Genomic DNA, 24,408 nt, shown 5'->3' on the forward strand with positions numbered 1-24,408 from the left:
GAGGAATTTCTGATTGGGTATGTGGCGATCCGTGCAACATCGATGGCAAAACAGCCCCAAGGGCAATCCCCAATGGCAACCCATTGACCGAGCCGCCTGGCTGGTGATCGCGGCTTTGGTGGTGGCGATCGCGGCTTTGTTGGTGCTGGGTGATCGATCGGCGGCGCGGGTGCGCGATTTCTCATGGGCCGATCGCACCATTGGGGCGGACGATCGCGCCTTTGTGTTGGCCTTCAATCGGCCGATGAATCGAGACAGTGTGGAGGCTAATTTAAAACTGGATCCTCCTCTAGAAGGGAAAGTTAGCTGGGCCGGAACTCGCATGGCCTTCACGCTCGATCGCCCAGCACCCTATGGCACTAGCTTTCAGCTCCAGTTGGGAGCCGGGGCCCGCGACACCCGCGAAGACAGCAAACCGGCGGAATCCTTCTCAGCGGCATTTCGATCGCGCGATCGGGTTTTTGCTTACATTGGCACCGAAGGCGAGGAAGCCGGCCGCCTGATCCTGTATGAACTGACCCAGCAGCGGAAAACCATCCTCACCCCGCCGAACCTGTTGGTGAACGACTTCAAGCCCTATCCCAACCGCGATCGGATCCTGTTTTCTGCCACCGAAACCAGCACCCTGGAAAAAACCGACAGCCCCAGCCTGCTCGAACAGCAGTTTTATACGGTCACCACAGGCTTGAGCGTCACCAACCAAGCGCCCGAACCGGCTGGCGAGGTGATGCCAGTCTTGGATAACCGGGATTATCAAAACTTGAAATTTGACTTGGCCCCCGACGGTTCGGCGGCCCTGGTGCAACGGGCGGAGCGCAAAAATGCCAGCAATGTCAGTCTGTGGCTACTGCGCGATCGGCAAACGCCCCAAAAGTTGGAGAGCCAGGGCGGCGGCGAGTTTGTGATTACGCCCGACAGCCAATCGATCGCCATTACCCAGGGGCAAGGGGTGGCCATTTTGCCCCTACCCAACGTCGATCCGGGCAACAACGATCGCTACCGGCGGGAAATTCAACCCCTGGACTTTTTGCCCAAGTTTGGAACCGTGTTGGGATTTGCCAGCGACGGTTCAGCGGCGGCCCTGGTGAAATTCAACGGTGACTTTACCCGATCGCTCTTTGTGGTCACCCCCAGCGGCGAAACGGAACTGGCCCGAATTCAGGGATCGATTTTGCGTGCTGAATTCACCCCCGATAACCGTGTGCTCTACGCCTTGGTTACCCAACGGGTTGAGGATGAAAACTACCGCGAACAGCCCTATATCGGAGCCTTTGACCTAAAAACCAAGGCCCTGTCGCCCCTGTTGCTGTTGCCGGAGCAGCTCGATATTGCCCTTGATCTATCGCCGGATGGTGCAGCCCTGTTGTTTGACCAAATCGACACCAAGGCAAAGGCCAAGGGCGATCGCGCTGATCAGGCCGAATCAGGCGAAGAAGAAACCACCCAGGGCGATCGGGAGTCAGGACGGAGCAACCGTGCGGATCGATCGACCACCGACCCCGAAGCTGCCCGCCGACCCGAAGCGAGTGATGGCAATAAAATCGAGCACAGCCAACTTTGGTTGCTGCCCGTGGCCCAAAATCCCGATGGAACCTTTGCCAAATTGACCCCGCAGGCGTTACCACTGCCTGGGGCCCGTCCTCGCTGGCTCCCCTAACTGAAGTCCCCCAGCAGAAAACGCAAAAAGCAAACAAACACAAAAAAGAATGAGCAAAAAAGATCTCGTCTTCCTCATCCTTTTGGGGTTTATTCCCGTCTCGATCGCGGCGGAATGGTTGCACTGGAGTCCGCTGGTGGTGTTCATCACCGCTTGCTTGGCGATCGTGCCCCTCGCCGCCTGGATGGGCCATGCCACCGAAGAACTCGCCGGGCTGGTCGGCCCCTCCCTGGGGGGATTGCTGAACGCCACCTTTGGAAACGCCACCGAATTGATTGTGGCCTTGGTTGCGCTCAAAGAGGGCTACGTTGGCGTTGTGAAAGCCAGCTTGACCGGTTCAATCATCGGTAACCTGTTGCTGGTCATGGGGCTGTCGATGTTGTTGGGTGGCTTGCGCTTTAAGGAGCAAACCTTCCAGCCCGTCATTGCCCGCATGAATGCCTCGTCCATGAACCTGGCCGTGATTGCCATGCTGCTACCCACAGCGGTGAACTTCACCTCCGTGGGCATTGCCGAGAGCGTCTTGCAAAAGCTTTCGACGGCGGTGGCGGTGGTCTTGATTTTGGTCTATGTGATGACCCTGCTGTTTTCCATGAAAACCCACAGCTATCTCTACGATGTGGCCGTGGCAGAAGGGGACGTGCCCGATCCGGAAGCCAGCGACGAATCGGCCGGCGAAGGGGAAGCGCACCGGCCAAACCTGCCCCTCTGGGTGGGGGTGTTGTTGGCGGCCACGATTTTTGTGGCGATCGAGTCGGAATTATTGGTGCATTCCCTGGAAATTGCCACCGAACAATTGGGACTGACGGAACTGTTCACCGGGGTGATTTTGTTGCCGATTATTGGCAACGCGGCAGAGCACGCCACCGCCGTTACCGTAGCCATGAAAAACAAAATGGACTTGTCCGTTTCGGTGGCCATGGGTTCCAGCTTGCAAATTGCCCTGTTTGTGGCTCCGGTGTTGGTGATTGCCGGTTGGTTTTTTGGGCAACCCATGGATTTGAACTTCCAACCCTTTGAGCTGGTGGCCGTGGCCGTTTCGGTGTTGATCGCCAACTCCATCAGCTCCGACGGGGAATCCAACTGGCTGGAGGGGTTGCTGTTGTTGGCAGCCTATTTGGTGCTGGGTTTGGCCTTCTTCTTCCACCCCACAATTGCCAGTTAGGAACTTGAGGGCATCGGTTTTTGGGGAACAATGAACCTGACGGACGCTTGGGAAGGGGAAACCATCACGATCGCCACGATGCATGGCAAGGAACAGGTGATTGCGCCGATTTTGGAGCAAACCTGGGGCCTGCGCTCGATCGTGCCGTCGGAACTGGATACGGATCGGTTTGGCACCTTTACCCGAGAAGTCGATCGACCCGGCGATCAGCTTGCCACGGCCCGGGCTAAGGCCCTGGCGGCCTTGGCGCTAACTGGTGGGTCGATCGCCCTAGCCAGTGAGGGTTCCTTTGGCCCCCATCCCAGCGTTCCCTTCGCGGCGGCTAACCGGGAATTGGTGCTGCTGATTGATCAATCCCTGGGGCTGGAGTTAGTCGGTGAGGCCATTTCCCTAAAAACCAACTATCGCCAAGGACGGGTTCGCAGTTGGGCGGAAGTGGAAAAATTTGCTGAAACCATCGGCTTTCCCGATCACGGGCTGGTGGTGGGTTGGGGCGAACCCCAAAACCTTCAGGGGGTGACGAAGGGCCTGCGCGATCGCTCGGCCCTGGCGGCGGCCGTCACCGAGGCCCTGACCCGATCGGCCGATGGTTCCCTGTGGGTGGAAACGGATATGCGAGCCATGCACAACCCCATGCGAATGCAGGTGATTGCCCAAGCCACGGAAAACCTGGTGGCCAAGGCGCGATCGACCTGTCCTGTTTGTCACTGGCCGGGGTTTTGGGTCACGCAGCGGCTGCCGGGATTGCCCTGTGGTGAATGTGGGTTGCCCACGCCGCTGATTCGCCTGCATCGCTCCATTTGCGATCGCTGCGGCCACCAACAGGACGATCCCTTTCCCCAAGGCGAAACCACTGCGGATCCCACCTACTGCCCCTTCTGCAATCCTTAGGGCCTCAAAAACCAGGGACTCAAAAACCGGCTCAAAGCTCGGAACCAAAATCAACAGCCAAATCAAAAGCTCCAGCAATCGATCGGGGACTGCACCCAAACCGGCCCCGGATGGGTTCGATCGCTCCTCATGGAGATTACATTTTTTTACATACTCTCATTTTCAGAGATTTTGGATTAACAGGCGATCGAGAACAGAATCATTGGCGATCAAGCGCAAATTAAGCGCGAACCGATTGAGATTTTGCAATTTCCAAAGAAGATCAAATTTGTTGAATCTTCAATCTCTGAGAAAAGCTTACAAATACTTGCAAAAAACCGCCTTTGGAGTTGAGAAGAATTGCGGAATCCTACTTTTCTCAAATGACTAAGCTTAATTACTCATGCCCTAACCTATGCTGAAGCAGGTTGTGGTTTAAACCTCAGAAGAATGTTGTTCAACATTGTTGGCAATTTGATGGATTAATCTATTCGGTTGCCTTCTTTAAAATCTCCTTCCCTGCTAGTGCCAATCTGCTCTGGATTGAACAATCTTTTGATTCCAATTTCCAGAGCAGTTCTTCAGCAAAACTGAGCAGATTCCAAAAATTTGGCTTCAGCTTTGGCTTCGGCTTTGGCTTCCAACCAGGAGCCACCGAGCTTCTATAAATCCGGAATTGAAACTGAAAGAGTGATTGGTTTATGGCACTTCCCCTTCTGGATTACCCCCTGACTTCTCAAAACCAGCGAGTGGATGGTTTTGAAGTTGTAAATCAAGGTGGTTTGCGTCTCATCACCAATGAGATTGATGAGGTGATTCGCGCGGCCTATCGGCAAATTTTTAATGAGCAACAGCTAACGGCCAGCAGCCGTCTTTTGGCGCTGGAATCTCAACTGCGCTGTGGTCAAATTTCGGTGCAAGACTTCATTCGCGGCCTGGCCACTTCCGAAGTGTTTCGCACGCGCAATTACGACACCAATAATAATTATCGCTTTGTGCAGATGTGTGTGCAGCGAATTTTGGGTCGCGAGGTTTATAACGATCGGGAAAAACTGTCTTGGTCGATCGTTTTGGCCACCGAAGGTTTGAATGGGTTCATTGACTCGTTGCTCAACAGCGAGGAATATCAAACCCACTTTGGACGGGACACGGTTCCCTATCAACGGCGGCGGATTTTGCCTCAGCGATCGAGCGGTGCAGTGACCTTTGCGCACACGGCTCGCTATGGCGAAGAGTATCGCGATCGCTTGCCAAAACCCATGGATGTGCAGTTTGGTTTGTTCAATTGGGAAACCTTTATGCGCCAGGCCGATTGGCCCACGGCGATCGGTTTGTTGGCGGGCATGTCGCTCTTGATTGCGGCGTTGTTGCTGTTCTCTGTGACGATCGGAAGCAGCGCGGCCTAAGCCGTTTCCCTTTTTTTTGGATGTAGATCAATCCTTCCCTTACAGATCAGCTCGGCTCAATGCAGCCTAGGATTCTGTGAGCAAAGCCAGACGACCCAGATGCTGCTTCGGGAGTTTTCCGTGCTCTCCCGAGGCAGTTTTTTAGATTTTCAGATCGCAATTGCTGATCAAGACTGAATTAGAGGATGTCTACAAGGTATTTTTTAACGTGGATCAAGCACGAACCGTCGTTGGGGCAAGGGACTTAAGCCCCTTGTCTTTGTTGTTTGGTCAGACTCGTAAGGTAGCAATTTAGGCTTTTCAGACACCCTTGTATTGATAGGTATTGACAGCCCCATTGATGAGGTTTTAACTCCAATCTTCTTCATCACGACGACGGCTATTGACCTGATAAATATTGCCTTGGGCGTGCAATTCGCGAGTTTTTTGATAGAGTGACTCCTCATCAAAACCCCAGCGGCTGAGGGCTTTGTCCAGGTCGGCTTGAATTTGTCTGGCTCCCGGAAAGTTGCGATAGCGAATTCTTAACCTGGCTAATTCACAAACATAAAAATCGGTGGGATCGCTGGTCAAAATGGCTTGCACCAAGTTGCGATCGACCATTTCTTGTGGGTGTTGTTGATCTTGCTGTTTCATGTTCAATTACGTTTTTATTTTTACGTTTTTATTTTCATTTATTTTTAAATTACCTTTCTCTCTGTTTTCTCTCTATTTTCTCTCTTATTTTGACCTTACTTCTGGTTGCTGTTTTTCGGCTTCATCGTTTCCCAAACGCCGGCCGTGGCGCTGGCTAAGCCTGATAGGCCCAGTGTGGCCACTGTCCCGATCGCCTGGGACAAGAACAAATGCACCAAAAAGCCAAACCCGAGAAAGGGAATGACACTGAAAATGGAGGCATAAAAAGCGTTTTGGGATTCGCGAACAGTCCGAGTTTTTTCAAATTCTTCCGTGGAAAAATAGAGCGATCGCTCGGCAAAGTCAAACCAGCGAATCAAGAGATCCATCAGCCGATCGCTCACGGCCGGCAACGCCAAATAGAGAGCGAATGACCACAGGCCTGAACTTGCCAAAAGGGCTGCATCCACATGCAGAGACAATGGCAGCAGATCAGTAAACATAGGGCTTGGGGTCACTCATGGTGCTCGGTATTATACCCGGTTTGTAGCGTGATATACATTTCCTCATTGTTCACCATCGGCTAGCATCGGGTTGTGTTGCGGCGAAACGGCCCAACGGCTGTTACTTGGCTCGCGACGAGAACAGGGCAAAAGGCATTAGGAACTGTAGAAACTGATGGATTCTCTTTCGCGACTTTCTCGATGGTTAATTCCGGCGGCGGTGGCTGGCCTCAGTTGGGGCACGGTTCAGGTTCATCCTATGCAGGCTGATTCCGGGATTCAAGGGTTTGTGTTACCCAGCGGTAACATTATCTGTGGCTCTTGGATGGATGGCGGCCAGGGCTATTTGCGCTGTCATGTGCAGTCGGGGTTGCGGCCACTGCCCCCGCAGCCCGCCGATTGTAATTTGGATTGGGGTCATGAAATCTTGCTGAATGCCAACGGCCAGACCGAGGTGCTTTGTGTGGGAGACACGATCGCGGGCCCATATCCTCGATTGAATTACAACCAGGTTTGGGAGCGAAATGGATTTCGTTGCGAAGCCAAAACCACCGGCTTAACCTGTCGCGCTCGGAATGGTCGGGGCATGTTCTTGAGTCGAGAACGCTGGCGAAAAATCTAGGGGATATCCCTTTGGGTTCTGAGCCGATCGATGGCGGCCAAGTAATCGGGCAGCGGTTCTTGGCCGGTTTGGCAAGCGAGCCGATCGACTGCAATTAAATCACTGCCAAAAAAGACCCGATCGAGCGGTAGGGTTTGCCCTCGATCGGGTCGATAGTCGGGGCTGAAATATTTGACCGTGCCATCTACCACCGCCCCGTTAAACAGATGGCCAATGCAGAAATAAACATCCTGCAAAACCTGCGGCACAGAGGGGCGATGGAGCTGGCCACGGGAGTGGGGGCTGCGTGCTTTGTAGCGATCGCGCGGAAAGAGACCGTAGAGATTTTTAAGGGAGGCGGAAATGAGGGGAGCCTCTTTCAAATGGGTGCGTTTGAGGGCCCCGATCGAGATTCGACAGTCCACCTCCCGCAACAGGGCCGGGGCCCACATGGAACGAAAGCGCACGGGTAAGGGCGATTGATTCTCGTATTCCGCCAAGGGCAGGCTGTCCGCATCAACCAGGGCCATGCCCTGATCCAATAACCGATGCAGACCGCGCCGCTGGGCAATTTCCGCGAGGGAAACCGGCGAGCATACACCTTCCACAATCAAGATTTCCGCTTGGGGAGCAACCGATCGCAAGGTTTGCAAAACAGTGGCCAAGACTCGATCGCCCACGGTGACCGGTGGCCCCACGGGATAGCCCAAATTGGGTTTCACCAAAATTCGCTCTGCCCCGATCGCCTCGGCAGGGGGTTGATAGCTCCAAGCCTCGCTGGCCACAACGGCCGTGGGCGGGATGGCGGGGGAAAAGGTGGCAGTCATGGAGAAAGGGTGACGAAGCGATCGTGATGGAATCGTTGGGCTAGGTGGCTTGCCGGCCCGGACAATCCGCAAGAATCATAAACTCGCAATTAACCAGCAAAGGGCGATCGACCCTAGGGGGCTGGTGGTGGGTTGGGTGCGTCGGTGGGTTCCGGATCGGGCGGGTCAAGGCGGGAGCGATCGAAGGCCCGATCGAACGTGGCTTTCATGGCGGCCTGGATTCGATCGGGATCCGGTTTGCGGCCGCCCATTAAGTCTCCGAAATAGACACAGGCTCCCTCTCCCAAGGCCAGGGTATAGGCCGCCGCCCAGGAAGCGGCGATCGCACTGCCAAAACCGGGGACAAATTTCACCAACTCCCGCCCGATCGCCTGGGCCAAAAATCCGCCCGCGATCGTGCTGATGATACCGCCCACTTGCGATCGAGTGAGTTTTTGGCCATAGAGCTGTCCCAACAGGCCAACCATGGAAACTTGCAGCGCCGTTAGCACCGGCATCGATGCAAAGGGCAAGGGCACGGCCTCAACTGCCGCCGCGGCCGCCGCAAAGGCCAACACATAGCGCCGCCCCACATCCCGATAGAGGTTGCTGATTTGGCGGCCCGGCTCCCCGTCCAAAACCGAATCCAACAATTGATGGATGGTGCGGGCTTCGGCTTCCGGCAGCAAATCCGCCAGGGCATCGCGCAAGGCTTCCAAACCATAAAAAGTGGGGTGATAGTCATCCTCCTCGCGGGTGAAATCCAATAGCACAGCGCGATCGAACAGGCCCGCAAAGGCTTCCTGCAATGCCGCAAAGGGCCGGCCCACCGCCTCCAAGCCCAGAGGATCTGCCGGGTGATCTTCAACCGTTGCCGGATAAACCTCATGCAAACAGGTGACCGCCAACAAGCAAGGCACGGCGGGATAGCGTTGGCGCAGGGTGGCGACCACTTGCCGCAGGGTTTCGGTGGCAAAGTCATTGATCTTCACCGTGAGGATCAAAATCCTGGCCCGATCGGGATCCTCGTCAAAATCCGTCAGCAGGGCTTGGGCGATCGCCTGGCTGTCCCGTTCCGCATCCCCTAAACCCACCGTGTCCGTAAAAATCAGCAGCGGCAACTCATCGGAGGGATAGGCATAGCGTGCCGTGTGTTGCGTGTGGGGCCGAAAGCCTTGGCCCACAATTTCCACCGAAACTCCCGTTAGCCCTCGGACGATCGAGCTTTTGCCCGCCTGGGGTTTTCCCAACAGGGTTACTTCTGTGGTGGGCAGTTGGGCCCGCACTTCCGCCAACACCGCCGCCACCCGATCGTCACTGACGCTAAACCATTGGGTCAGGGATTGCACCCCCTGGGCCAGGGTTTCGCCGGGCTTGAGATGACCTAGGGCGGCAGATAGATCCGACAAATTCTTTGGTAGATTCGGCAAATTTTTTGGCAAATTTGGCAAGTTCGGCAGATTAGGTAAATTCGGCAAATTAACCGACCAATTACGAGGCAAATTGGGTAATTCCGTCGGCAAGTTGGGCAGGTTGGGCAAACTGGGTAAATTCGGCAAATTCAAGCCCGTCAGCCGATCCTTTGCCGATTGCCAAGCATTGGTCCACAACCGCGGGCGCTGCGGCTCGCGGGGCGACTCCCCGATCGACGCTGAAGACGGCTCCGCATCCTGGCCCGTTGCGCCTTCTGGAATCATGTCCGGTGGCATGACTTCCGGCGGCTCGATCGCCCCCGACGAGGGCCCATCAGCCGGGCGATCGGCCCCTGAGGCTTTGATTTCTGTTGGTTCAGGAGCGGGGGAATCAAAATCCGGCATATCAGCAATAGTTAGCGGTGGTTGCTGTCTGAAACGGGTCTTGAACAGGTCTTGGACGAGGATCGAGTGGAATTTGAATTTCCTTAAAGTTTGACTGGGAATTTTCGCTTGGAATTTAATAAATTCACTCAAATCTCAACAATCCAAAGCATAACTTTAAACCAATGATTCAATCTCTCAAAATCGCGGCTGCAATCGGTTAGAACAGGTCTAGCGCCTGAAGATTGTCTGCAATTCCTACACCGCTCCTATCATTCAATGGCATTGGTTACGGGTGATGACAGGTGAGCATTCAGCCCTGGTCTGGGACAGCGATCGCCTGCCAAACTAGAGAACTGGGATTTTGTAGCGAATCGATCGGTTCCTGATAAAAGGTGCTGGCTACGATGGCGGATCCCAGTTGTGTTTTAGGAGTGGCGATCGGATGGTACAGAGTCCTTGGAGAACTGAGCAAGTTCCTCGCCCCAACCGTCAACAGCCGGAACTGTGGCAATTGGCCAATGGTTTGCGGGTGGTTTATCACTATGTGCCCGTTAGCCCGGTGGTGACCATGGATGTGTGGGTGAAGGCGGGGGCTGTGGCTGAACCGATCGCCTGGGATGGGATGGCGCACTTCCTAGAACACATGATTTTTAAGGGTACTGACCGGTTGGGCCCCGGGGAATTTGACCGGGCGATCGAGAGTCGCGGCGGAGCCACCAACGCCGCCACCAGTCACGATTATGCCCATTATTTTGTGACCACGGCGGTGGAACATGCGGAAGCCACCCTGCCCCACTTGGCGGAGTTGTTGCTGAATGCGACGATTCCCGACCAGGAATTTGAGCTGGAGCGATCGGTGGTGCTCGAAGAAATCCGCCAGGCCTATGACAGCCCCGATTGGGTGGGATTTCAGATGCTGCTGTCGCGGGTCTATCCCGACCATGCCTATGGGCGATCGGTCTTGGGCAGCGAAGAATCCTTAATGAAGCGATCGCCCGCTGAGATGCGGCGGTTCCATGCCTGTCACTACCAACCGGAAAATCTGGTGGTGGCCCTGGTGGGAGGGTTGCCGCCCGATCGCGCCCGTCACTTGATGGAATCGGCCTTTGCGGCCTTTGGTCAGCCCCAAGCCTGTCCTCCCCAGCCGATCGGGCAAACTCCGCCGATTGCCGCCGTCCATCGCCAAGAACTGCACCGGCCCTATCTTGAACAAGCTCGGGTGATGATGGCCTGGACGGGGCCCAGCTTGCAAGACATTGGCGACACCTATGCTTTGGAAGTGCTGGCCACCGTTCTCGGCATTGGGCGCACCTCGCGCTTGGTCAGCGATTTGCGCGAAGACCGGCAATGGGTTTTGGCGATCGACTGCGAAGCCAGTGCCCAACGGGATGCCAGCTTACTCACGATCGGCGCTTGGCTAGATGTGCGGGATGTGGGCGTGGTGGAGGCCTGCATTTGTGATCATCTGGCCCTGCTGCGCGATCACCCCATTAACCCGATCGAGCTGAAGCGGGCCCAGCGTCTTCTGTGCAGCGACTATATTTTCGCCACGGAAACCCCCAACCAACTCGCCAGTCTCTATGGCTACTACGGCCTGTTGGATCAACTGCCCGAAGCAACGGTTTATCCCGATCGGATCCAGGCCGTGGGCCCCGAAGACGTGCAACGGGTGGCGCAAAAATATCTTTCCCCCGATCGCTATGCCATGGTTACCTTGGTTCCGTCCTAGAGTGGGATCGATCGACCAAGACAATGGGTTTCAGTCCCTTGCGCCCACCACGATGAATGCTTGGCAAGTCCGAAAATCAATCGGCTTGCACAGCAACCAACTCCTAACTGTCGATTAACCCGTTGATTAACCCTTGGTCTTCATGGCCAACTCGCGCCGCCAGAAAAAGGCCGCCGCTCCCCACAGCCCCACCATCTTGAACGTTTCCGAAGCCAGCGTTGCCCAAATGGCCCCCGTCCAGGAATAGGACGGAATCAAGATTAGGTTCAGCACCACATTCAAAATGGCAGCGGTGACTTGAATTAAGCTCCGTTGCCCCTGGTGGCCCGAAGAGGTGAGGCAATCGGCCGCTAAATACTGCATTCCCAAGATCAAATGCACGGGGGCGAACCAACGCAACACCCCGATCGCCTCGCGATATTCCGACCCCAAAATCCACTCCACCACCGGGGCAAAGAAAAACATCCCCAATCCCCCCAGTACCCCGTAGCCCGCGATCAGCGGAAACAGGCGCTTGGCAAACTGAATACTGCCGTCAATGCCATTAGTACCCGCCTGGAAAAAGCGAGCATAATTCGCCGCGCCAATGGCCAAGATCGGCTGGTAGCCCACATCCACAAACCGATAGCCCGCCCCATAGATCCCGGCAGCCTCTTCATTCACCAAGCTAGAGAGCAGGGTTTTATCCGCATTGGCATTAATCGTTTCAGCGGAACCGGCAATCGAAAAGTAAAACCCTTGACCCAGTTCCCACTCGCAATTGGGCTTGGGCCACAGGGGCCAGCCCGCCTGCCGACTAGCCAACACAAAGGCCACAAGGGCCGGCAACACTGACGCAATGCAGTAAAAAATCGACCAGGTTTCTGCCGATCGCCAGTCGGGAACCAGCCACAGGGCCCCCACTGCCAAAAACTTCACGGCACTGAAAAGCACCTTGAGCTGGGCTGGGCGAGCCGCCACCCCCACCGATAAAAACGCCGAACTGCTAAATTCCAGCAGACAAACGCCCCAATAGTCCCCCAGGGCCATCCACAGCACCAACCAGGGGGAAACTTGGCTGCCCCAAATTCGACTCGCCAGCAACATCACCAACCCAATGCCCAGCAGGGAAGACCAGCCCCAAACGAATAGGGACTTCCCCCACTCGGTGCGGAAACTGCTGCGATCGCGCGAAACCGTCCGCATCAACAAGTGGGCATAACCAACCCCAATGAAAGGCGAAAGCATGGCCACCAAGGACAACACCCCGATCAGTTCGCCATACTCTTTGGATCCTAAAAACCGCGCCACAAAAATGAAGTACAGCGCCTGGATCGCCACGCTAATCACCCTGGCGGCAATCATCCAGAGATTGTCTTGCACCGAGGATTTCCCCAGAGTGGTGCGCAGACGTTGCAGGACTCCTTGAAGGTTGGGCATAGGAGCTAGTGAGTGAAGAGTGGAAAGGAGTGGAAAATTGCACCCAAACTAACACCGTCGCTACACAAAACCTCTGGAAAAGATTACGGACTGGTAATACTGGCCAGCAAACGAACGTAGGCCGCTTGATAGTAAATGGCTGGCTCCGTGAGTTCCCAACTATTCACCGGCCAGCCGGTGGGTGAGTCGAGATAGCGCTTTTGGATGGGCTGTTGTTTGACGGATTCTTGGTTGCCGGTGTAGTCGCGGTTGGGCCCGCCCACCAAATATCCGGGAGCCGGGCCCGGTTTTCCGGGGACAACGCGCTCATACTCACCACGCCCCAACCATTCGTGATACATGCTGGTGACCGATCGCTCGGCTCCCAGACTGCCCATGTTGGTTAGGTAAACAAACCCCAAGGGATTCACGCCATGGAGGTAGTGCAGGTGGGCCATGGCCCGGGCTTGTAGGCTGGTGTTGCGATCGGGCACTGCGCCATAGCGAATTGCATCTCGGTTGCTGTTGCCATAGTTGGCCTGAACTTGGTTGCTGCCCCAGTGATATTGCTCATCGGGCAGTGACACCCGATAGGGATCCAGATCCATGCGCAAGCCGTAGGCCTGGGTTTGGGTGCGCACCATATTCACGAATCGATCGCGAATTTGCTTGACCAAGGCGGCATCTGCGTTGGGCAAGCGGGTATAGAGCAGCAGCGCATCGCCTTCGTGGGCCCGATACCGACCCCAAACGTTGTCGTTCCAAGGCTGGGAAGCGGTGAGATATTTTGCAAGTTGGGTGCTGTAGTCGGGGTTGCCGGTGAGGGCAAACAGGTGAACAGCGGCGGCGGCAGCATTGCCCTGTTGCTCGGTCACGGGGCGATCGGCATCCCCGGCTTTAATTTCCTGGGTGTCGCAATCGGTCTTGAGGGGATTTTGCTGAAACCAGTTCCAAGCCCGAATGGCCCGCTGTTCCAAATCTCGGGACTCCCCTTGCAGGGCGGGAAACTGCCGATAGACTCGGGCCGCATGGGCAAAGGCGGCCGCCGTGGCGATCGTGGAGGAAGAGCATTTGGGCCCGTAATATCGGGGGCGACGATCTTGGCTGGGGCGATCGGCCGCATTGTGATCTAGCACGCCCACCTTGATCAACACGCCGCCATCGGCTTCTTGCATTCGCTTCAGCCAATCCACTTCCCACTTAATCTCATCGATGAGGTCGGGGATGCCGTTGCCCGATTCGGGAATGTTGAACCGATCGGTGAAGGCTCGGGGGTTTTCTTCGTAGGCCGTCAGCAGTTGATTCACCACGGGGCCCGCAAAGGTGCTGTATTTGTTCGTATCACCTGCATCAAACCATCCCCCTCGCAAATCGCGGGCCGTGGCGGGATCATCCTTGGCACTGACCGATCGAGCTTGAGAATCCTGATTGGGGCCCAAAAAAGCCGCCCCATCTTGCCACTTCCCAGCCACAGAACCCGTTTTGTTGAAACCGGCCCGCTGGTAATAAAACACACGTGTGGCGGTTACCAGGTTTTTTTGGTAAACATTGGCCTGAATTTGAAAGGGAAATGATTGCTCGCCCCGTTCCCGATCGACCACCACATAGGTTCCCGATTGTTTCACGGTCGAAAAATCAAAATGCCAGGCCCGATCGCCCGATTGACCGTGGATTTGGCCCCCATTCCAAGGGGTAAGAGCACCCGAAAAAACCACCGCATTAGTCGAGGTATTTCGAACTTCATAAACCGATCCCGGCGTGAAGGCTCGGTTGGCATTTTCACCCCGCTGCGGAGAAGCAATCACCGCCACTTTGGGATCCTGAGGTCGATAGCCAAACTGATCCACCAAAATTCGGGGAATGGGTTCACTACCCCCCCCCGTTCCCCCGTTGAATGGCAGTGATGCCCAAGCCTGCATGGTGTATTGGAACAGCGATTGATTCGCCAAGGATTGAGACCCGAAATCCATGATCCCTAGCCCCGCTAGCAACGCTCCACTCAGCCAAACCCACTTCCAACGTTGCATCACAAACCTTTCTCCTTGGGACAGGTGCTATTAGCCAAATTTCATTACTAGGCAGGACAACTGAAATCAGAACTCTAGGTAGTTATCTCGGATCATAGTTTCCAGCCATGGTTTCAAGAAAAATCAGATCAACTATTCGAGAAAATGACTAGAATGATTCAAGATCGACCAATAATTAAAAATATTCAAATTAAATAATTCTGAAAAAGAATGATTTATTATGCTTTCAGTGTGTATCAAATTAAACAAAAAAAAACAGGAATTGAATTGATTGTAAGGCTGATCATGGTTGAACCCATGAATGGTTACTCTCAATTGGTCAAATGGGTTGAGGCTGTGGTGCTTGTCAATTCCCAAATTTTGAATTCTTTTGAATTTTAAGTTGAGTTGAGCGCGATGCTATCTGAATTAGCCTAGCCTTTCTATCATACTAATGGAAAAAGCGTCTGGGCCCTGAAGGGAGATAGTCTTTAGATTAATCTTTTTTTGAAAGCAGTCATTAACCGAATCTTCACAAATTAAATTTCCAGATTGGCATTGTTTTTTGGCACAAACTTGCTGGAAATCTCGCAATTATGCCAACGGGTTGCGATCGGGAAGGAGAAAGAACCGCCAAAAATCAGCCCTAATCCCGCCCGATCACCCCCTGATCCTCGGCAGCTTTAGGCCTTTAGGAATTCTCGTAGGGCCACCAGCTTTTCCCAGGCGGCCCCGCTCGCCAGGATTTCCTTGGCCCGAGCCACACCAACAGCACAGGCTTCCGGCGACCCGATCGGCTCAGCGATCGCCCCGGCAACTTGGAGGGCCAGGGATGCATTCAGGGCCACGGCATCCCGCTGGGCGATCGAGCCTTGACCCTGAAGCACTTGGCGCAAAATTTCGGCATTTTCGTTGGGATCACCACCCACCAAGGCAGCCGTGGGCGCGGCCGCACAGCCGGCCGCCACCGGATCCAACTCAAAGCGGGCGATCGCCCCATCGGCCAACACAGCCAGATCGGTCACATCCGCCAACCCCCCTTCATCCAAACCTTCGCGCCCATGGAGGACGATCGCCCGCTGAGTGCCCAGCCGATTCAGGGCCCCGGCCATCACCTCAATCAAATCGCTTTTGAAAGTACCGATCACCTGGCCCGTGGGCCGCAGGGGATTCACCAGGGGCCCCAACAGGTTAAACACGGTGCGCACCTTCAGGGCTTGGCGAATGGGCGCGACGGCTTTCATGGCTGGATGCCAACCGGGCGCAAACAGAAACGTGATCCCCACCTGATGCGCCGCCGCTTGGATTTGGGCAGGATCTGCACCGAGGCGAATTCCCAGCGCCTCCAGCACATCGGCGGATCCCGACTTGCTGGAAGCGGCCCGGTTCCCATGCTTCACCACCGTGACCCCAGCGGCGGCGGCCACAAAGGCGACGGCCGTGGAAATGTTGAAGGTGGAAGCCCCGTCGCCACCCGTGCCGCAAGTGTCGATCGAGGGGCTGGGCAGCGGATCGCCCGTCACGCTCACCGATTGGCTCAGCAAAACCTGGGCCATCCCAGCCAGCTCATCAGCCGTTACCCCCTTGGCCTGGAGAGCAGCCAAAATTGCGCCCGACAGGGCCGGAGCCAGCCCATCATCCAACCAAGCTTGCATCAGTTGGGCGGCCTGAGCTTGGGACAGGGAGGCTCGATCGAGCAGTTGCTTCAACAGGGTGGGCCCATCAAAGGTCGTGGCGGCGGCAGTCATAACCGAAGCTCCAGGGGCGATCGCGCGAGAAAGTCCAGTGCTAGAATACTATCCGCGCTCAAAATTCCGGGCCCCCAAGCCGAGAATCAGCCCACCAATCCCCCTTGCTTGAGGGCTGGCTAGAGGTTGATTCAGTAGCTCAAAGGCAAGCAATTGGGGTAAAGTAACAACCGCGCGGGTGTAGTTCAGTGGTAGAACGTCAGCTTCCCAAGCTGAATGTCGTGGGTTCGAGTCCCATCACCCGCTTAGTTTCTGCAACACTGCGATTTCAGGTAACCAACAAATCCCTTAGACAAATCGCTCAGATTGCTTGATCGAGTTTCCTGATCACTGCAATGGCATCATTGTGATTAATTAGCCCTGGTTAGGTGCTGCCTCAGTCTTCAGCAAAAATCCGATAACGCTTGGTCAGCAAAACTGTTTTGGGCAACACATGGTGAAGTGGGATGACGATATCTATAACACCCCAGCGTATTCGGTGACGGATGCTGCGCGGTATTTGCGCATCCCAGTTGTGACTCTGCGCTCTTGGCTTAAGGGGCGTTCCTATGCCACCCAGATTGGTCAGCAAGCGTTTGAGCCACTGATTCAGCGGCCCGATTTAGCGCTGCCCCAGCTCTCGTTCACAAACCTGGTAGAGGCTCATGTTTTGCGAATTATTCGTGAAACCCATCAGGTCAAGCTTGATAAAGTTCGCAATGCCCTAGATTACATGAGCCAGCAGTTTGACACGGCTCACCCATTGGTGATGAGACGGTTTCAAACCGATGGGGTTGATTTGTTTGTGGATCAAGTGGATCGGCTGGTTAATGTTTCCCGATCAGGCCAGCTTGCCATGCGCGAAACCTTGAAACACCTGCTGACCCGCATTGAGTGGAACGCAGAGGGAATCGCTAACCGATTTTTTCCCATCATTGAGTGGGTTCCTGAGCCAGGCACTGACAAAATTATTTTCCTCGACCCATCCATTCGGTTTGGTAAGCCGGTCATTGCAGGTCAGGGAGTGCCTACCGCTGCCATTGTTAGCCTGATTGATGCGGGTGACTCGATCGACGATGTAGCAGATGAGTTTGATTGCTCTCCTGCACAAATTAAGGCTGCCATTCAGTTTGAAGCTCAAAACCGTGCCGCGTGACTCCAGCCGATCACCCTATTTTCTTCATTGATTGGTGCCTCGGAAAGTCGGTGGCCAAGGCCCTCAGGGAAGTGGGTGCTCAAGTTGAGCATCATGGCAATTTTTTTGCCCAAAATACCCCTGACCCAGAGTGGTTGACGGTGGTGGGCGATCGGGGTTGGGTCGTGCTGACTAAAGATGAGGCGATTGGAACCAATAAGCTGGAACTGGGGGCGATCGCCCGTGCTGAAGCAAGGGTTTTCATTTTGGTGTCAGGCAACTTGAACCGTCAGCAAATGGCTGCCTTATTTGTTGAGGTGTTACCCAAATTGGAACGGTTCAGCCAGGGCAACCAAGCACCCTTCATTGCCAAAATTTACAGAGATGGCAGAGTTGAACGTTGGAAAAATCGTACCCAGTTGCTCAAGCTATTGAAGGGGAGAGAATTGCTGGATCTTTGAGAAAATTCTTTGAACATAGAGGCTCAGTCGGCCCAATGAGCGAGAATGGCGGCCACTAGTTCGCAGAAACCTTCTCCCTCAGCGCTGGGAGTGATGTGCGCCGGTTGATGGAGCAGCTCGCTGAGGTAGGAACGCACGTTGGCCACGCCGACGGAGCGGGGAAAAAGGGTCGGGTCAAATAGGCTTTCATCATTGGGGCTGTCCCCGATCGTCAGGACTTGATCGAGGGAACAACCGGGCCACAACAGTTCGATCGCCCGTTGGAGTCCCGCAGCCTTGTTTTGTTCTGGGAGCTTGATGTGGGCTTGCACGGCACTGTAGGTAAATCCCCAGCCCAAGGCCGCCAGCGATTCCCCCATGGCCGATAGGGTTTGGCGATCGATGCCCGGCAAATCTGCCAGATCAAAAGTCCAATCGGTGATTCGAAAGCGGTTATCGGGGGCCGGGCGCAGGTGGGGAAAATGATGATGAAATTCCGTTTGGAGGATGCCAAAGACATCGGCCAAGGCATCGCGATGGGCGATCGGGTCGGTTACGTCCACTAGCCATTGTCCCTCGGGTCGATCGCGCCGATAGAGCAGACCGCCGTTTTCCGCGATCGCCCCTGCGATCGGCAGGTATTCCACCAGGGCGCTAACCCAACCGGCCGATCGCCCGGTGACGATCAGGACGGGAATTCCGGCCTGTTGCAAGCGCTCCAAGGCTAGAAACAGGTGACTGGAAAATCGACCCGATCGGGTCAAGGTGCCGTCCATATCGGTGGCGATCGCCCGAAGGCCGGGAGCAAGGGCAGCGGCCATCGCCGCCAGCGAGGACTGAGGAGACAGGGGCATAGCGATCGACCCGTTTGCAAATATCGCAATGTACAGTGGGGAATGTTTTGGCCGCAAGTGGCGCGATCGCCCCATGGTCTGAATTGTCTGAACAAATTCTGATTCGGCCTTCAACGCTCCCTCAGACCGTCTAAACCCTGCAAACGTATTTAAACGTATTTAACGGATTGGCTGGACCCATGGCTACCACCGCACTTGATCGGGACGCGCATCTGTTTCACCTGGCTGCCCAGCGAGCGGGAATTCATATGCCCATTTTGCCCGCGCTCCAGGAAGCCCATGATCAGCCAACCCCAGAAGGGGAAAGGGGGTTGGGCTTAACCAGTGCGGATCAAGAACAGGTGGACAGCCTGCCGGATCAGGTGATGGAAGCGGCCCTGTTGGTGCGACGGTTAACGGATTCTTTGATCCAATCCGGTTGGAAGGCCGATCGAATTTGGCAGGTGAACGCTGGACAATATAGCCCTGAAGTGTTGGCTGTGTTGGCTCGGGGGTTTGAAGACAAAACCATTGGCGGGCCAATTCTGGCTGGTTGCTCGCTCGATCGGCTGACGGCCGCCTATCGCCAATTTTGCACCTTGGAGCGATCGACCCAGATTGCTCCCGCCAACACCGCCCTCACCGGCAGCACCTTCACCATCGATCGGGCCCTGCTCGACACGATCGAGCGTCTGCCCCAGTTCTATCAAGGCTACGTGCATCAACGGGAAGCCCTGATTGAAGCGACCCGCATTTGGCGCGGCCTGGCCACCCGGGAAGACACCTTGGTTTCCTTGGGGTTGCCCGCCTTGAACTACACCGATGCGGCCCTGGACACGGCCTTGGTCACCTTCATCCAGCGTTTGTCGCCCAACTATTCCGGCTTTCCGCACCAGCGAGAGGCCCTGTTGCGGTTGGTGCAAATTTGGCGGCAACTGGATTCACGCCAATCGGCGATCGCCTCACTCAGCGACAGCAACTTAAGCCTGTTGCCCCGTAATTACGATCCGGCCCTGCTGGCCTTTGTGCTGCGGGTTCCGGAGTTCTATGCGGGCAGCGGCACTCAGCGCAATGCGGCCACCGAAACCGTCCGCATGTGGCGAGATTTGGACAATCGCAACGCGGCCCTCACCAGCTTGGGGGTGAATCCGATTGTGTTTGCGAATCCGGCGGCCCCCGAAGCTAGCACCGCCGCCGCCCAGCTCGATCGGGAATTGCTTTCTTTTCTGCGGCGGTTGCCAGCCGCCTACCGAGCAACCCCAAATCAACAGGGCGCTTTGACTCGGTTGGTGCAACTGTGGCGCGGTTTAGAAACCCAGCAGGCCGCGATCGGCTCCCTGGAAACGGATCTGCGCACCATGCAATGGCAGGTGATGATCCTAAAACAGAACACCGTCCTCAAAAGTCAACCGGTTCAGGCTAGCGCCCTGCCGCGAAACGAAGTGGCCGCCATGCCCGCCGGGGAACTGTCGCTGATTGACTCGATCGAGCAAGGAACCCACTATCGAATCCTGACCGTGGAGCCAATCCGCGATCGACGGGAATGGTTTGTTTACCGGGGCCATGCAGACTTTTTGGAACCGGCCACCATGTTGGTGAAAACCAGTACCTTCCTCAAAACCCGCCCCTTGCAGTCCAGCAGCTTGGGAAATGCAGAAAAGGTGGCCCTGTCCCCCGGAGAATTCCAAATTCGCAGCTACGAGGATGTGGGTGATCACCTGCGGATTCGGCTGGTGAAACCCATCAATAACCGGCTTGAATGGTTCATTTTTGAAGGCCACATCACCTTGCTGAATGTGGATGACTATCCCTCGCCTCGGGATCCTCAGCCTGCTCCTGTGCCTGCTCCTGTGCCTGCGCCCACGCCAACCCCGGTTCCTACCCCTGCTCCTGTGCCCGATCGGGGACGGCGGATTCAAGTGCCCGGTCTGGGTACGGTCTGGACTCGTGACCCGATTATTCCTCGCGGTAACTTTAGTTGGGGTGAAGCCACCAAAGATGGCACGCGGATTCCCGAAAATTCCACCATCACCCAAAACATCATTGCCATGGCCCGACGAATGCAAGAGGTGCGGGCTCGGCTGGGCAATCGCACCATCACCATCACGAGCTGGTATCGGCCCCCGGCCGTGAACCGGGCCGTGGGCGGGGCCCGCAACTCAACCCACATTCGCGGCTATGGTGTGGACTTTGTGGTGGCGGGGTTGTCGCCGCGTGCGGCCCAACGGATTTTGGATCCTTGGTGGCCCGGTGGTTTGGGCTATGGCTCCTCCTTTACCCATTTGGATAATCGGGGATATCGGGCCCGGTGGAATTACACCAATTAGTGATCCAACGTTTTAACGAGTGATCCAACGTTTTAACGAGTGATCCAACGTTTTAACGAGTGATCCAACCAATGGGGATGGCAGGGGAGGCCCATCGGGTTCAGTCAAGGGATCACCCAACGGCTCCGCCAAGCAGCAGCACTTGAATTTCGCTGTGGGCGGAGATTTCGCTGGTTCCTTGGGGAACTTTGGCCAGGGCGGTGGTTCCTGCTAGGTTGATCAGGTTGCCAGAACTGTGGCTGCCTTTAGCCTGGCTAAAGACCAGTTGCCCTTCGATGATCTGCAACGACCCCCAAAGGTAAGTTTCTCGCCGCCCGGCCCCTTGCAGATCCTGAGCCGATCGCGCCGTCAGCCACTGCACCCCGTGGGGGCCCGATCGCCCCGATAGCTTCCGCAGCATGGGAGCCACAAATCGCCAACAACCCACCAGGGCCGAAACGGGATTTCCCGGCAAGCCCACATAGACCTTGGGGCCAAAGGTGGCCAGGGTCAGCGGCTTCCCGGGCCGCACGGCCACGGATTTGACGTGTATTTCGCCGCCCAACTCTGCCAAAACCGCATCCACATAGTCATAATCCCCCACGGACACGCCCCCCGTGGACAGCACCAGATCCGCTTGGTCGATCGCCTGCTCAACGGCGGCTTTCAAAGCGGCGCGATCGTCCCGTACCACCCCAAGGGTGATCGGTTCCACGCCCATTTGTTGCAAAAAGGCGATCAGGGCGTATTGATTGGAATCGACAATTTGCCCCGGTTGTAGGGGTTGGTCGATCGTGCCCAGTTCATCACCCGTGGAAAACACCGCCACCCGCGGCCGTCGCACCACCGCGACCCGATCGCACTGAGCCGCCGCCAACACCGCCAATTCAGCGGGCCCGATCGCTAACCCCGCAGGCAAAATCTGATCGCCCGATCGGCAAAACATCCCTTTTGCCCGCACAAATTCCCCAACGGCCGGCTGGCTCAACACTTTCACCCGATCGGGCCCAGCCGGTTCCGTGTCCTCTTGAATGGCGATCGCATTGGCCCCCGGCGGCATCATTGCCCCGGTGAAAATTCGCGCTGCCTGGCCGGGGCCCAAGGTTTGTTGCGGAGCCACCCCAGCCGGAATCGTTTCAATCACCTGCAATTCCGTTGGCCCTTGGGCTAGGTCAGCTTGGCGCACCGCGTAGCCGTCCATGGCGGAGTTGTCCCAGTGGGGAAAGTCCAAGCACGATCGCACCGGTTCCGCCAACACCCGACCCAGGGCCGCCACGCTGGCGATCGATTCAGTGTCAGTGAGCGGTGGCGTGATCCGTAGGGCGATCGCTTCGGCTTCTTGGGCGGAAATCATTGGTGAGTTGGGCATAGGGAGCGATCGTCAGTTTAAAACTCCCGGCCCGTGACTACAATTCCCGCAAGAATTCCCGCAAGAATTCCCGCAAGGCGCGATCGCCACCCGCCCGCCTCCACCCTGACCGCCTCAGCAGAATGCGATATCGTTGGGGTCAAGGGGTTTCAACCCCTTGTCTATGATTGTGATCTGTTACCTGCTCGCTATTGCTTTTTGATCATGCCCCGCGCTAAAGCCCAACCCAGCCCTCCTGAAACCGCCCCCGATTGGCATTACGAAACGGCCATGGCCGAGGTGGAAACGATCGTGCGGCAACTGGAAACGGGCGACTTGGATTTGGATCAAGCTTTTGATCAATTCACCACTGCGGTCGATCGCCTGCAACAGTGCGATCGGTTCCTGCGCGATCGACAGGCCCAAGTGAGCCTAGCGATCGAAACATTGGATCATCTCGATCTGGAATAGGCTAGATGGTCTCGATCGCCAAATCGCTCGTCGTTGTTACGCCGTTACGCCCCTACCCGATCGCGCCCCATTGACGCGGGCCGGCCAACGCGCAAGATTTCCTTACCCGATGCGCCTGGGGCGAGTCGATCGACGGGATTCAATCGGGGTGTTTGGGGGTGGTTCAATTTCGTAGAGCACCTGGCCATTGCGAACCGCCACAAAGGACAGGGATAGGGGGCCGGCGGTGTAAATGTCGCGGGCTGCAATCACCCGCACCTCGACGGGTTGGGTTTGAGACTCCAGCCAGCGCACAAATTGGATCAAGCCCGGCACATTTTCCACCCGGAAGCCATCGGCGGCGACTCCCGCTCGCTGGGCCCGAAACAGGGCTTGGCCCAAGGCGAGTTCCAGGCGATCGCGCAGTTCCGGTTGCGACAGGTTGGCAGGATCCAGGGAAGACATCGCCAGGGTTTCGCGACGGGTAAAGAGAATTTGATTCAGCGCCACATCCAAAACGACGCGGATGGGCGGTTCTTCGCCGGTCAGATAGTTGGCGGTGGAAATTACTTTCACGTAATATTCGCGACCATCGCGCACTTGAGAGATCACCTGCTCCACCTCTCCCCGCGAGAGAGAAATGGCCTGTTGATTGGCTCCGATGCCCGGCTGGGTTCGTTCGAGGGCGGCGCGGTTGGCGGCCACTAACAACCGCTCGATCGCCGCTTGGGTCATTTCGGGCGAGGGAATTCGCAAAATGCCGGCCGCCAACACTTCGCCCCGCCGCAGGGCCACGTTTCCTTCCCGCAGGGTCTGGGATTCTCGCTCCAGCCGCCGAACGGAAACTTCTAAGGATTGCAGCTCCGATTGGGCCGACTGAAACCGCTGGTTGGCATCTTGCAGTCGGGATTCCACGTCCTTGAGCCGCTGTTCCCGATCGCGGATTTGGACGGTGCGATCGCGGTTTTGGGCAATTAGGGTTTGATTCTGGCGATCGAGGGCTGATCGCTCATCCAAAAGGCGCGATCGATCCCCCTGAAGTTGGCGATTTTCTCCCCCAAGGCGTTGCAGGTCGCTTTGCAGGCTGAGCCGCTCGCCCTGGAGGGTTTTGATGTCGCTCAGCAGTTGCCGTGCCCGGCGGGAAACCTGGGTGAGTTGGGCCTTGGCAAGTCGGAATTGTTTATCGGCCTGGAGCAGACGCTTTTGGGCCACATTGAGGCGATTTTGGGTTTGGGCTTGCCTGGCCAGGGAGGCTTGCAGCGATCGGTTGATTTGGCTCAGTTCAGCGCGGGCCTGATCCTGTTGGACGCGGGCTTGATCCAGTTCCCGCCGGGCCCGCCCCAGGCGCGTTTGAATTTCCTCAAGTTCAAAAATGCCCGCCAAGAACAACAGGCCCAAGGTGGAGGCGGAAATCAGGCTGCCGGTCACGATCGTGACGAGGGTGGCCGTTTGGCGCGGTCGCAGGTTGAACAGGCTGAGGCGAGCTTTGCCCACGCGGGTGCCGAGCCGATCGCCCATGGTGGCAATCGCCCCACCTAACACCAAGGTGGCTAGCAAAATTAGTACATACCCGATCGTCATCGCCCTCTGTGCGATCGCTCCTTAAGCGGCCTT

Annotated in this window: 20 protein-coding genes and 1 tRNA gene; 11 read left to right on the plus strand and 10 right to left on the minus strand. The window is 56.2% G+C overall.

The features are described 5' to 3' along the window. Positions 1–31 precede the first annotated feature (31 nt). The 4 genes from H6F46_RS10950 (at position 32) to H6F46_RS10965 (ending at position 5,098) form a co-directional block, all read left to right on the plus strand. Complete coding sequence (locus tag H6F46_RS10950; protein ID WP_206753586.1) at positions 32–1,657, plus strand: Ig-like domain-containing protein; 1,626 nt, start codon at positions 32–34, stop codon at positions 1,655–1,657. Between the two features lie 49 nt (positions 1,658–1,706). Next, the gene (gene cax, locus H6F46_RS10955; RefSeq protein WP_190355209.1) at positions 1,707–2,822 is read left to right on the plus strand and encodes a calcium/proton exchanger; all 1,116 of its coding nucleotides are present in this window, start codon (positions 1,707–1,709) and stop codon (positions 2,820–2,822) included. Between the two features lie 30 nt (positions 2,823–2,852). Continuing rightward, a complete protein-coding gene (locus H6F46_RS10960; RefSeq protein WP_190355208.1) occupies positions 2,853–3,713 on the plus strand; it encodes a DUF6671 family protein in 861 nt (286 codons plus the stop codon). A 680-nt stretch (positions 3,714–4,393) separates the two neighbouring features. Continuing rightward, on the plus strand, positions 4,394–5,098 hold the full coding sequence (locus H6F46_RS10965) for a phycobilisome rod-core linker polypeptide (RefSeq protein ID WP_190355207.1): 705 nt from the start codon (positions 4,394–4,396) through the stop codon (positions 5,096–5,098). A 348-nt stretch (positions 5,099–5,446) separates the two neighbouring features. Here H6F46_RS10965 and H6F46_RS10970 read toward each other — a convergent pair whose 3' ends face one another. Together H6F46_RS10970 and H6F46_RS10975 are read right to left on the minus strand one after the other, a co-directional pair. After that, complete coding sequence (locus H6F46_RS10970) at positions 5,447–5,740, minus strand: DUF3288 family protein (RefSeq protein ID WP_099534356.1); 294 nt, start codon at positions 5,738–5,740, stop codon at positions 5,447–5,449. 89 nt (positions 5,741–5,829) lie between these two features. Then, complete coding sequence (locus H6F46_RS10975) at positions 5,830–6,216, minus strand: hypothetical protein (RefSeq protein ID WP_190355206.1); 387 nt, start codon at positions 6,214–6,216, stop codon at positions 5,830–5,832. 175 nt (positions 6,217–6,391) lie between these two features. Between H6F46_RS10975 and H6F46_RS10980 the strand changes: the two genes are divergently transcribed. Beyond that, positions 6,392–6,838: a DUF6636 domain-containing protein gene (locus H6F46_RS10980; RefSeq protein ID WP_190355205.1), complete on the plus strand. Its 447-nt coding sequence runs from the start codon at positions 6,392–6,394 to the stop codon at positions 6,836–6,838. On the opposite strand, the gene H6F46_RS10985 is transcribed toward H6F46_RS10980, so the two are convergent. After that, positions 6,835–7,644 carry a DUF362 domain-containing protein gene (locus tag H6F46_RS10985; RefSeq protein ID WP_190355204.1) on the minus strand — a complete coding sequence of 270 codons (810 nt, stop codon included), beginning with the start codon at positions 7,642–7,644 and terminating at the stop codon, positions 6,835–6,837. The genes H6F46_RS10980 and H6F46_RS10985 overlap by 4 nt on opposite strands. Before the next feature lie 113 nt (positions 7,645–7,757). Continuing rightward, positions 7,758–9,440, minus strand: coding sequence for a GTPase family protein (locus H6F46_RS10990; protein WP_242027897.1), 1,683 nt, complete (start codon positions 9,438–9,440; stop codon positions 7,758–7,760). A gap of 424 nt (positions 9,441–9,864) precedes the next feature. On the opposite strand from H6F46_RS10990, the gene H6F46_RS10995 reads away from it, so the two are divergent. After that, positions 9,865–11,151 (plus strand): pitrilysin family protein, encoded by a 1,287-nt coding sequence (locus H6F46_RS10995; RefSeq protein WP_190355203.1) that lies wholly within the window; start codon positions 9,865–9,867, stop codon positions 11,149–11,151. A gap of 126 nt (positions 11,152–11,277) precedes the next feature. Here the strand turns inward: H6F46_RS10995 and H6F46_RS11000 are convergent, their stop codons facing one another. The 3 genes from H6F46_RS11000 to trpD all read right to left on the minus strand — a co-directional run bounded on the left by H6F46_RS11000 (position 11,278) and on the right by trpD (position 16,303). Beyond that, a complete protein-coding gene (locus H6F46_RS11000) occupies positions 11,278–12,570 on the minus strand; it encodes a polysaccharide biosynthesis C-terminal domain-containing protein (protein ID WP_190355202.1) in 1,293 nt (430 codons plus the stop codon). Positions 12,571–12,653: 83 nt separating this feature from the next. Then, a complete protein-coding gene (locus H6F46_RS11005; RefSeq protein WP_190355201.1) occupies positions 12,654–14,576 on the minus strand; it encodes a glycoside hydrolase family 9 protein in 1,923 nt (640 codons plus the stop codon). A 662-nt stretch (positions 14,577–15,238) separates the two neighbouring features. Further along, positions 15,239–16,303: an anthranilate phosphoribosyltransferase gene (gene trpD / locus H6F46_RS11010; RefSeq protein WP_190355200.1), complete on the minus strand. Its 1,065-nt coding sequence runs from the start codon at positions 16,301–16,303 to the stop codon at positions 15,239–15,241. A 174-nt stretch (positions 16,304–16,477) separates the two neighbouring features. Between trpD and H6F46_RS11015 the strand changes: the two genes are divergently transcribed. From H6F46_RS11015 to H6F46_RS11025, 3 genes are all read left to right on the plus strand, one after another. After that, positions 16,478–16,549: transfer RNA gene (locus H6F46_RS11015), tRNA-Gly, on the plus strand. Between the two features lie 187 nt (positions 16,550–16,736). After that, complete coding sequence (locus H6F46_RS11020; protein WP_190355199.1) at positions 16,737–17,438, plus strand: DUF433 domain-containing protein; 702 nt, start codon at positions 16,737–16,739, stop codon at positions 17,436–17,438. Then, a complete protein-coding gene (locus H6F46_RS11025; RefSeq protein WP_190355198.1) occupies positions 17,435–17,878 on the plus strand; it encodes a DUF5615 family PIN-like protein in 444 nt (147 codons plus the stop codon). The genes H6F46_RS11020 and H6F46_RS11025 overlap by 4 nt, the downstream gene beginning before the upstream one ends. Before the next feature lie 23 nt (positions 17,879–17,901). On the opposite strand, the gene H6F46_RS11030 is transcribed toward H6F46_RS11025, so the two are convergent. Beyond that, positions 17,902–18,711, minus strand: coding sequence for an HAD family hydrolase (locus H6F46_RS11030; protein ID WP_190355197.1), 810 nt, complete (start codon positions 18,709–18,711; stop codon positions 17,902–17,904). A 179-nt stretch (positions 18,712–18,890) separates the two neighbouring features. Here H6F46_RS11030 and H6F46_RS19710 point away from each other — a divergent pair, with 179 nt between their 5' ends. Beyond that, positions 18,891–21,017, plus strand: a complete 2,127-nt coding sequence (locus tag H6F46_RS19710) for a D-Ala-D-Ala carboxypeptidase family metallohydrolase (RefSeq protein WP_190355196.1) — start codon at positions 18,891–18,893, stop codon at positions 21,015–21,017. A 112-nt stretch (positions 21,018–21,129) separates the two neighbouring features. Here H6F46_RS19710 and glp read toward each other — a convergent pair whose 3' ends face one another. After that, positions 21,130–22,350: a gephyrin-like molybdotransferase Glp gene (gene glp / locus H6F46_RS11040; protein WP_190355295.1), complete on the minus strand. Its 1,221-nt coding sequence runs from the start codon at positions 22,348–22,350 to the stop codon at positions 21,130–21,132. A gap of 219 nt (positions 22,351–22,569) precedes the next feature. Between glp and xseB the strand changes: the two genes are divergently transcribed. Then, complete coding sequence (xseB, locus tag H6F46_RS11045; protein ID WP_190355294.1) at positions 22,570–22,815, plus strand: exodeoxyribonuclease VII small subunit; 246 nt, start codon at positions 22,570–22,572, stop codon at positions 22,813–22,815. Positions 22,816–22,917: 102 nt separating this feature from the next. Here xseB and H6F46_RS11050 read toward each other — a convergent pair whose 3' ends face one another. Then, positions 22,918–24,375, minus strand: coding sequence for a DUF3084 domain-containing protein (locus H6F46_RS11050; protein ID WP_190355195.1), 1,458 nt, complete (start codon positions 24,373–24,375; stop codon positions 22,918–22,920). Positions 24,376–24,408: the final 33 nt, after the last annotated feature.

This window comes from Limnothrix sp. FACHB-1083 (assembly GCF_014696485.1).
Lineage (GTDB): Bacteria > Cyanobacteriota > Cyanobacteriia > CACIAM-69d > CACIAM-69d > CACIAM-69d.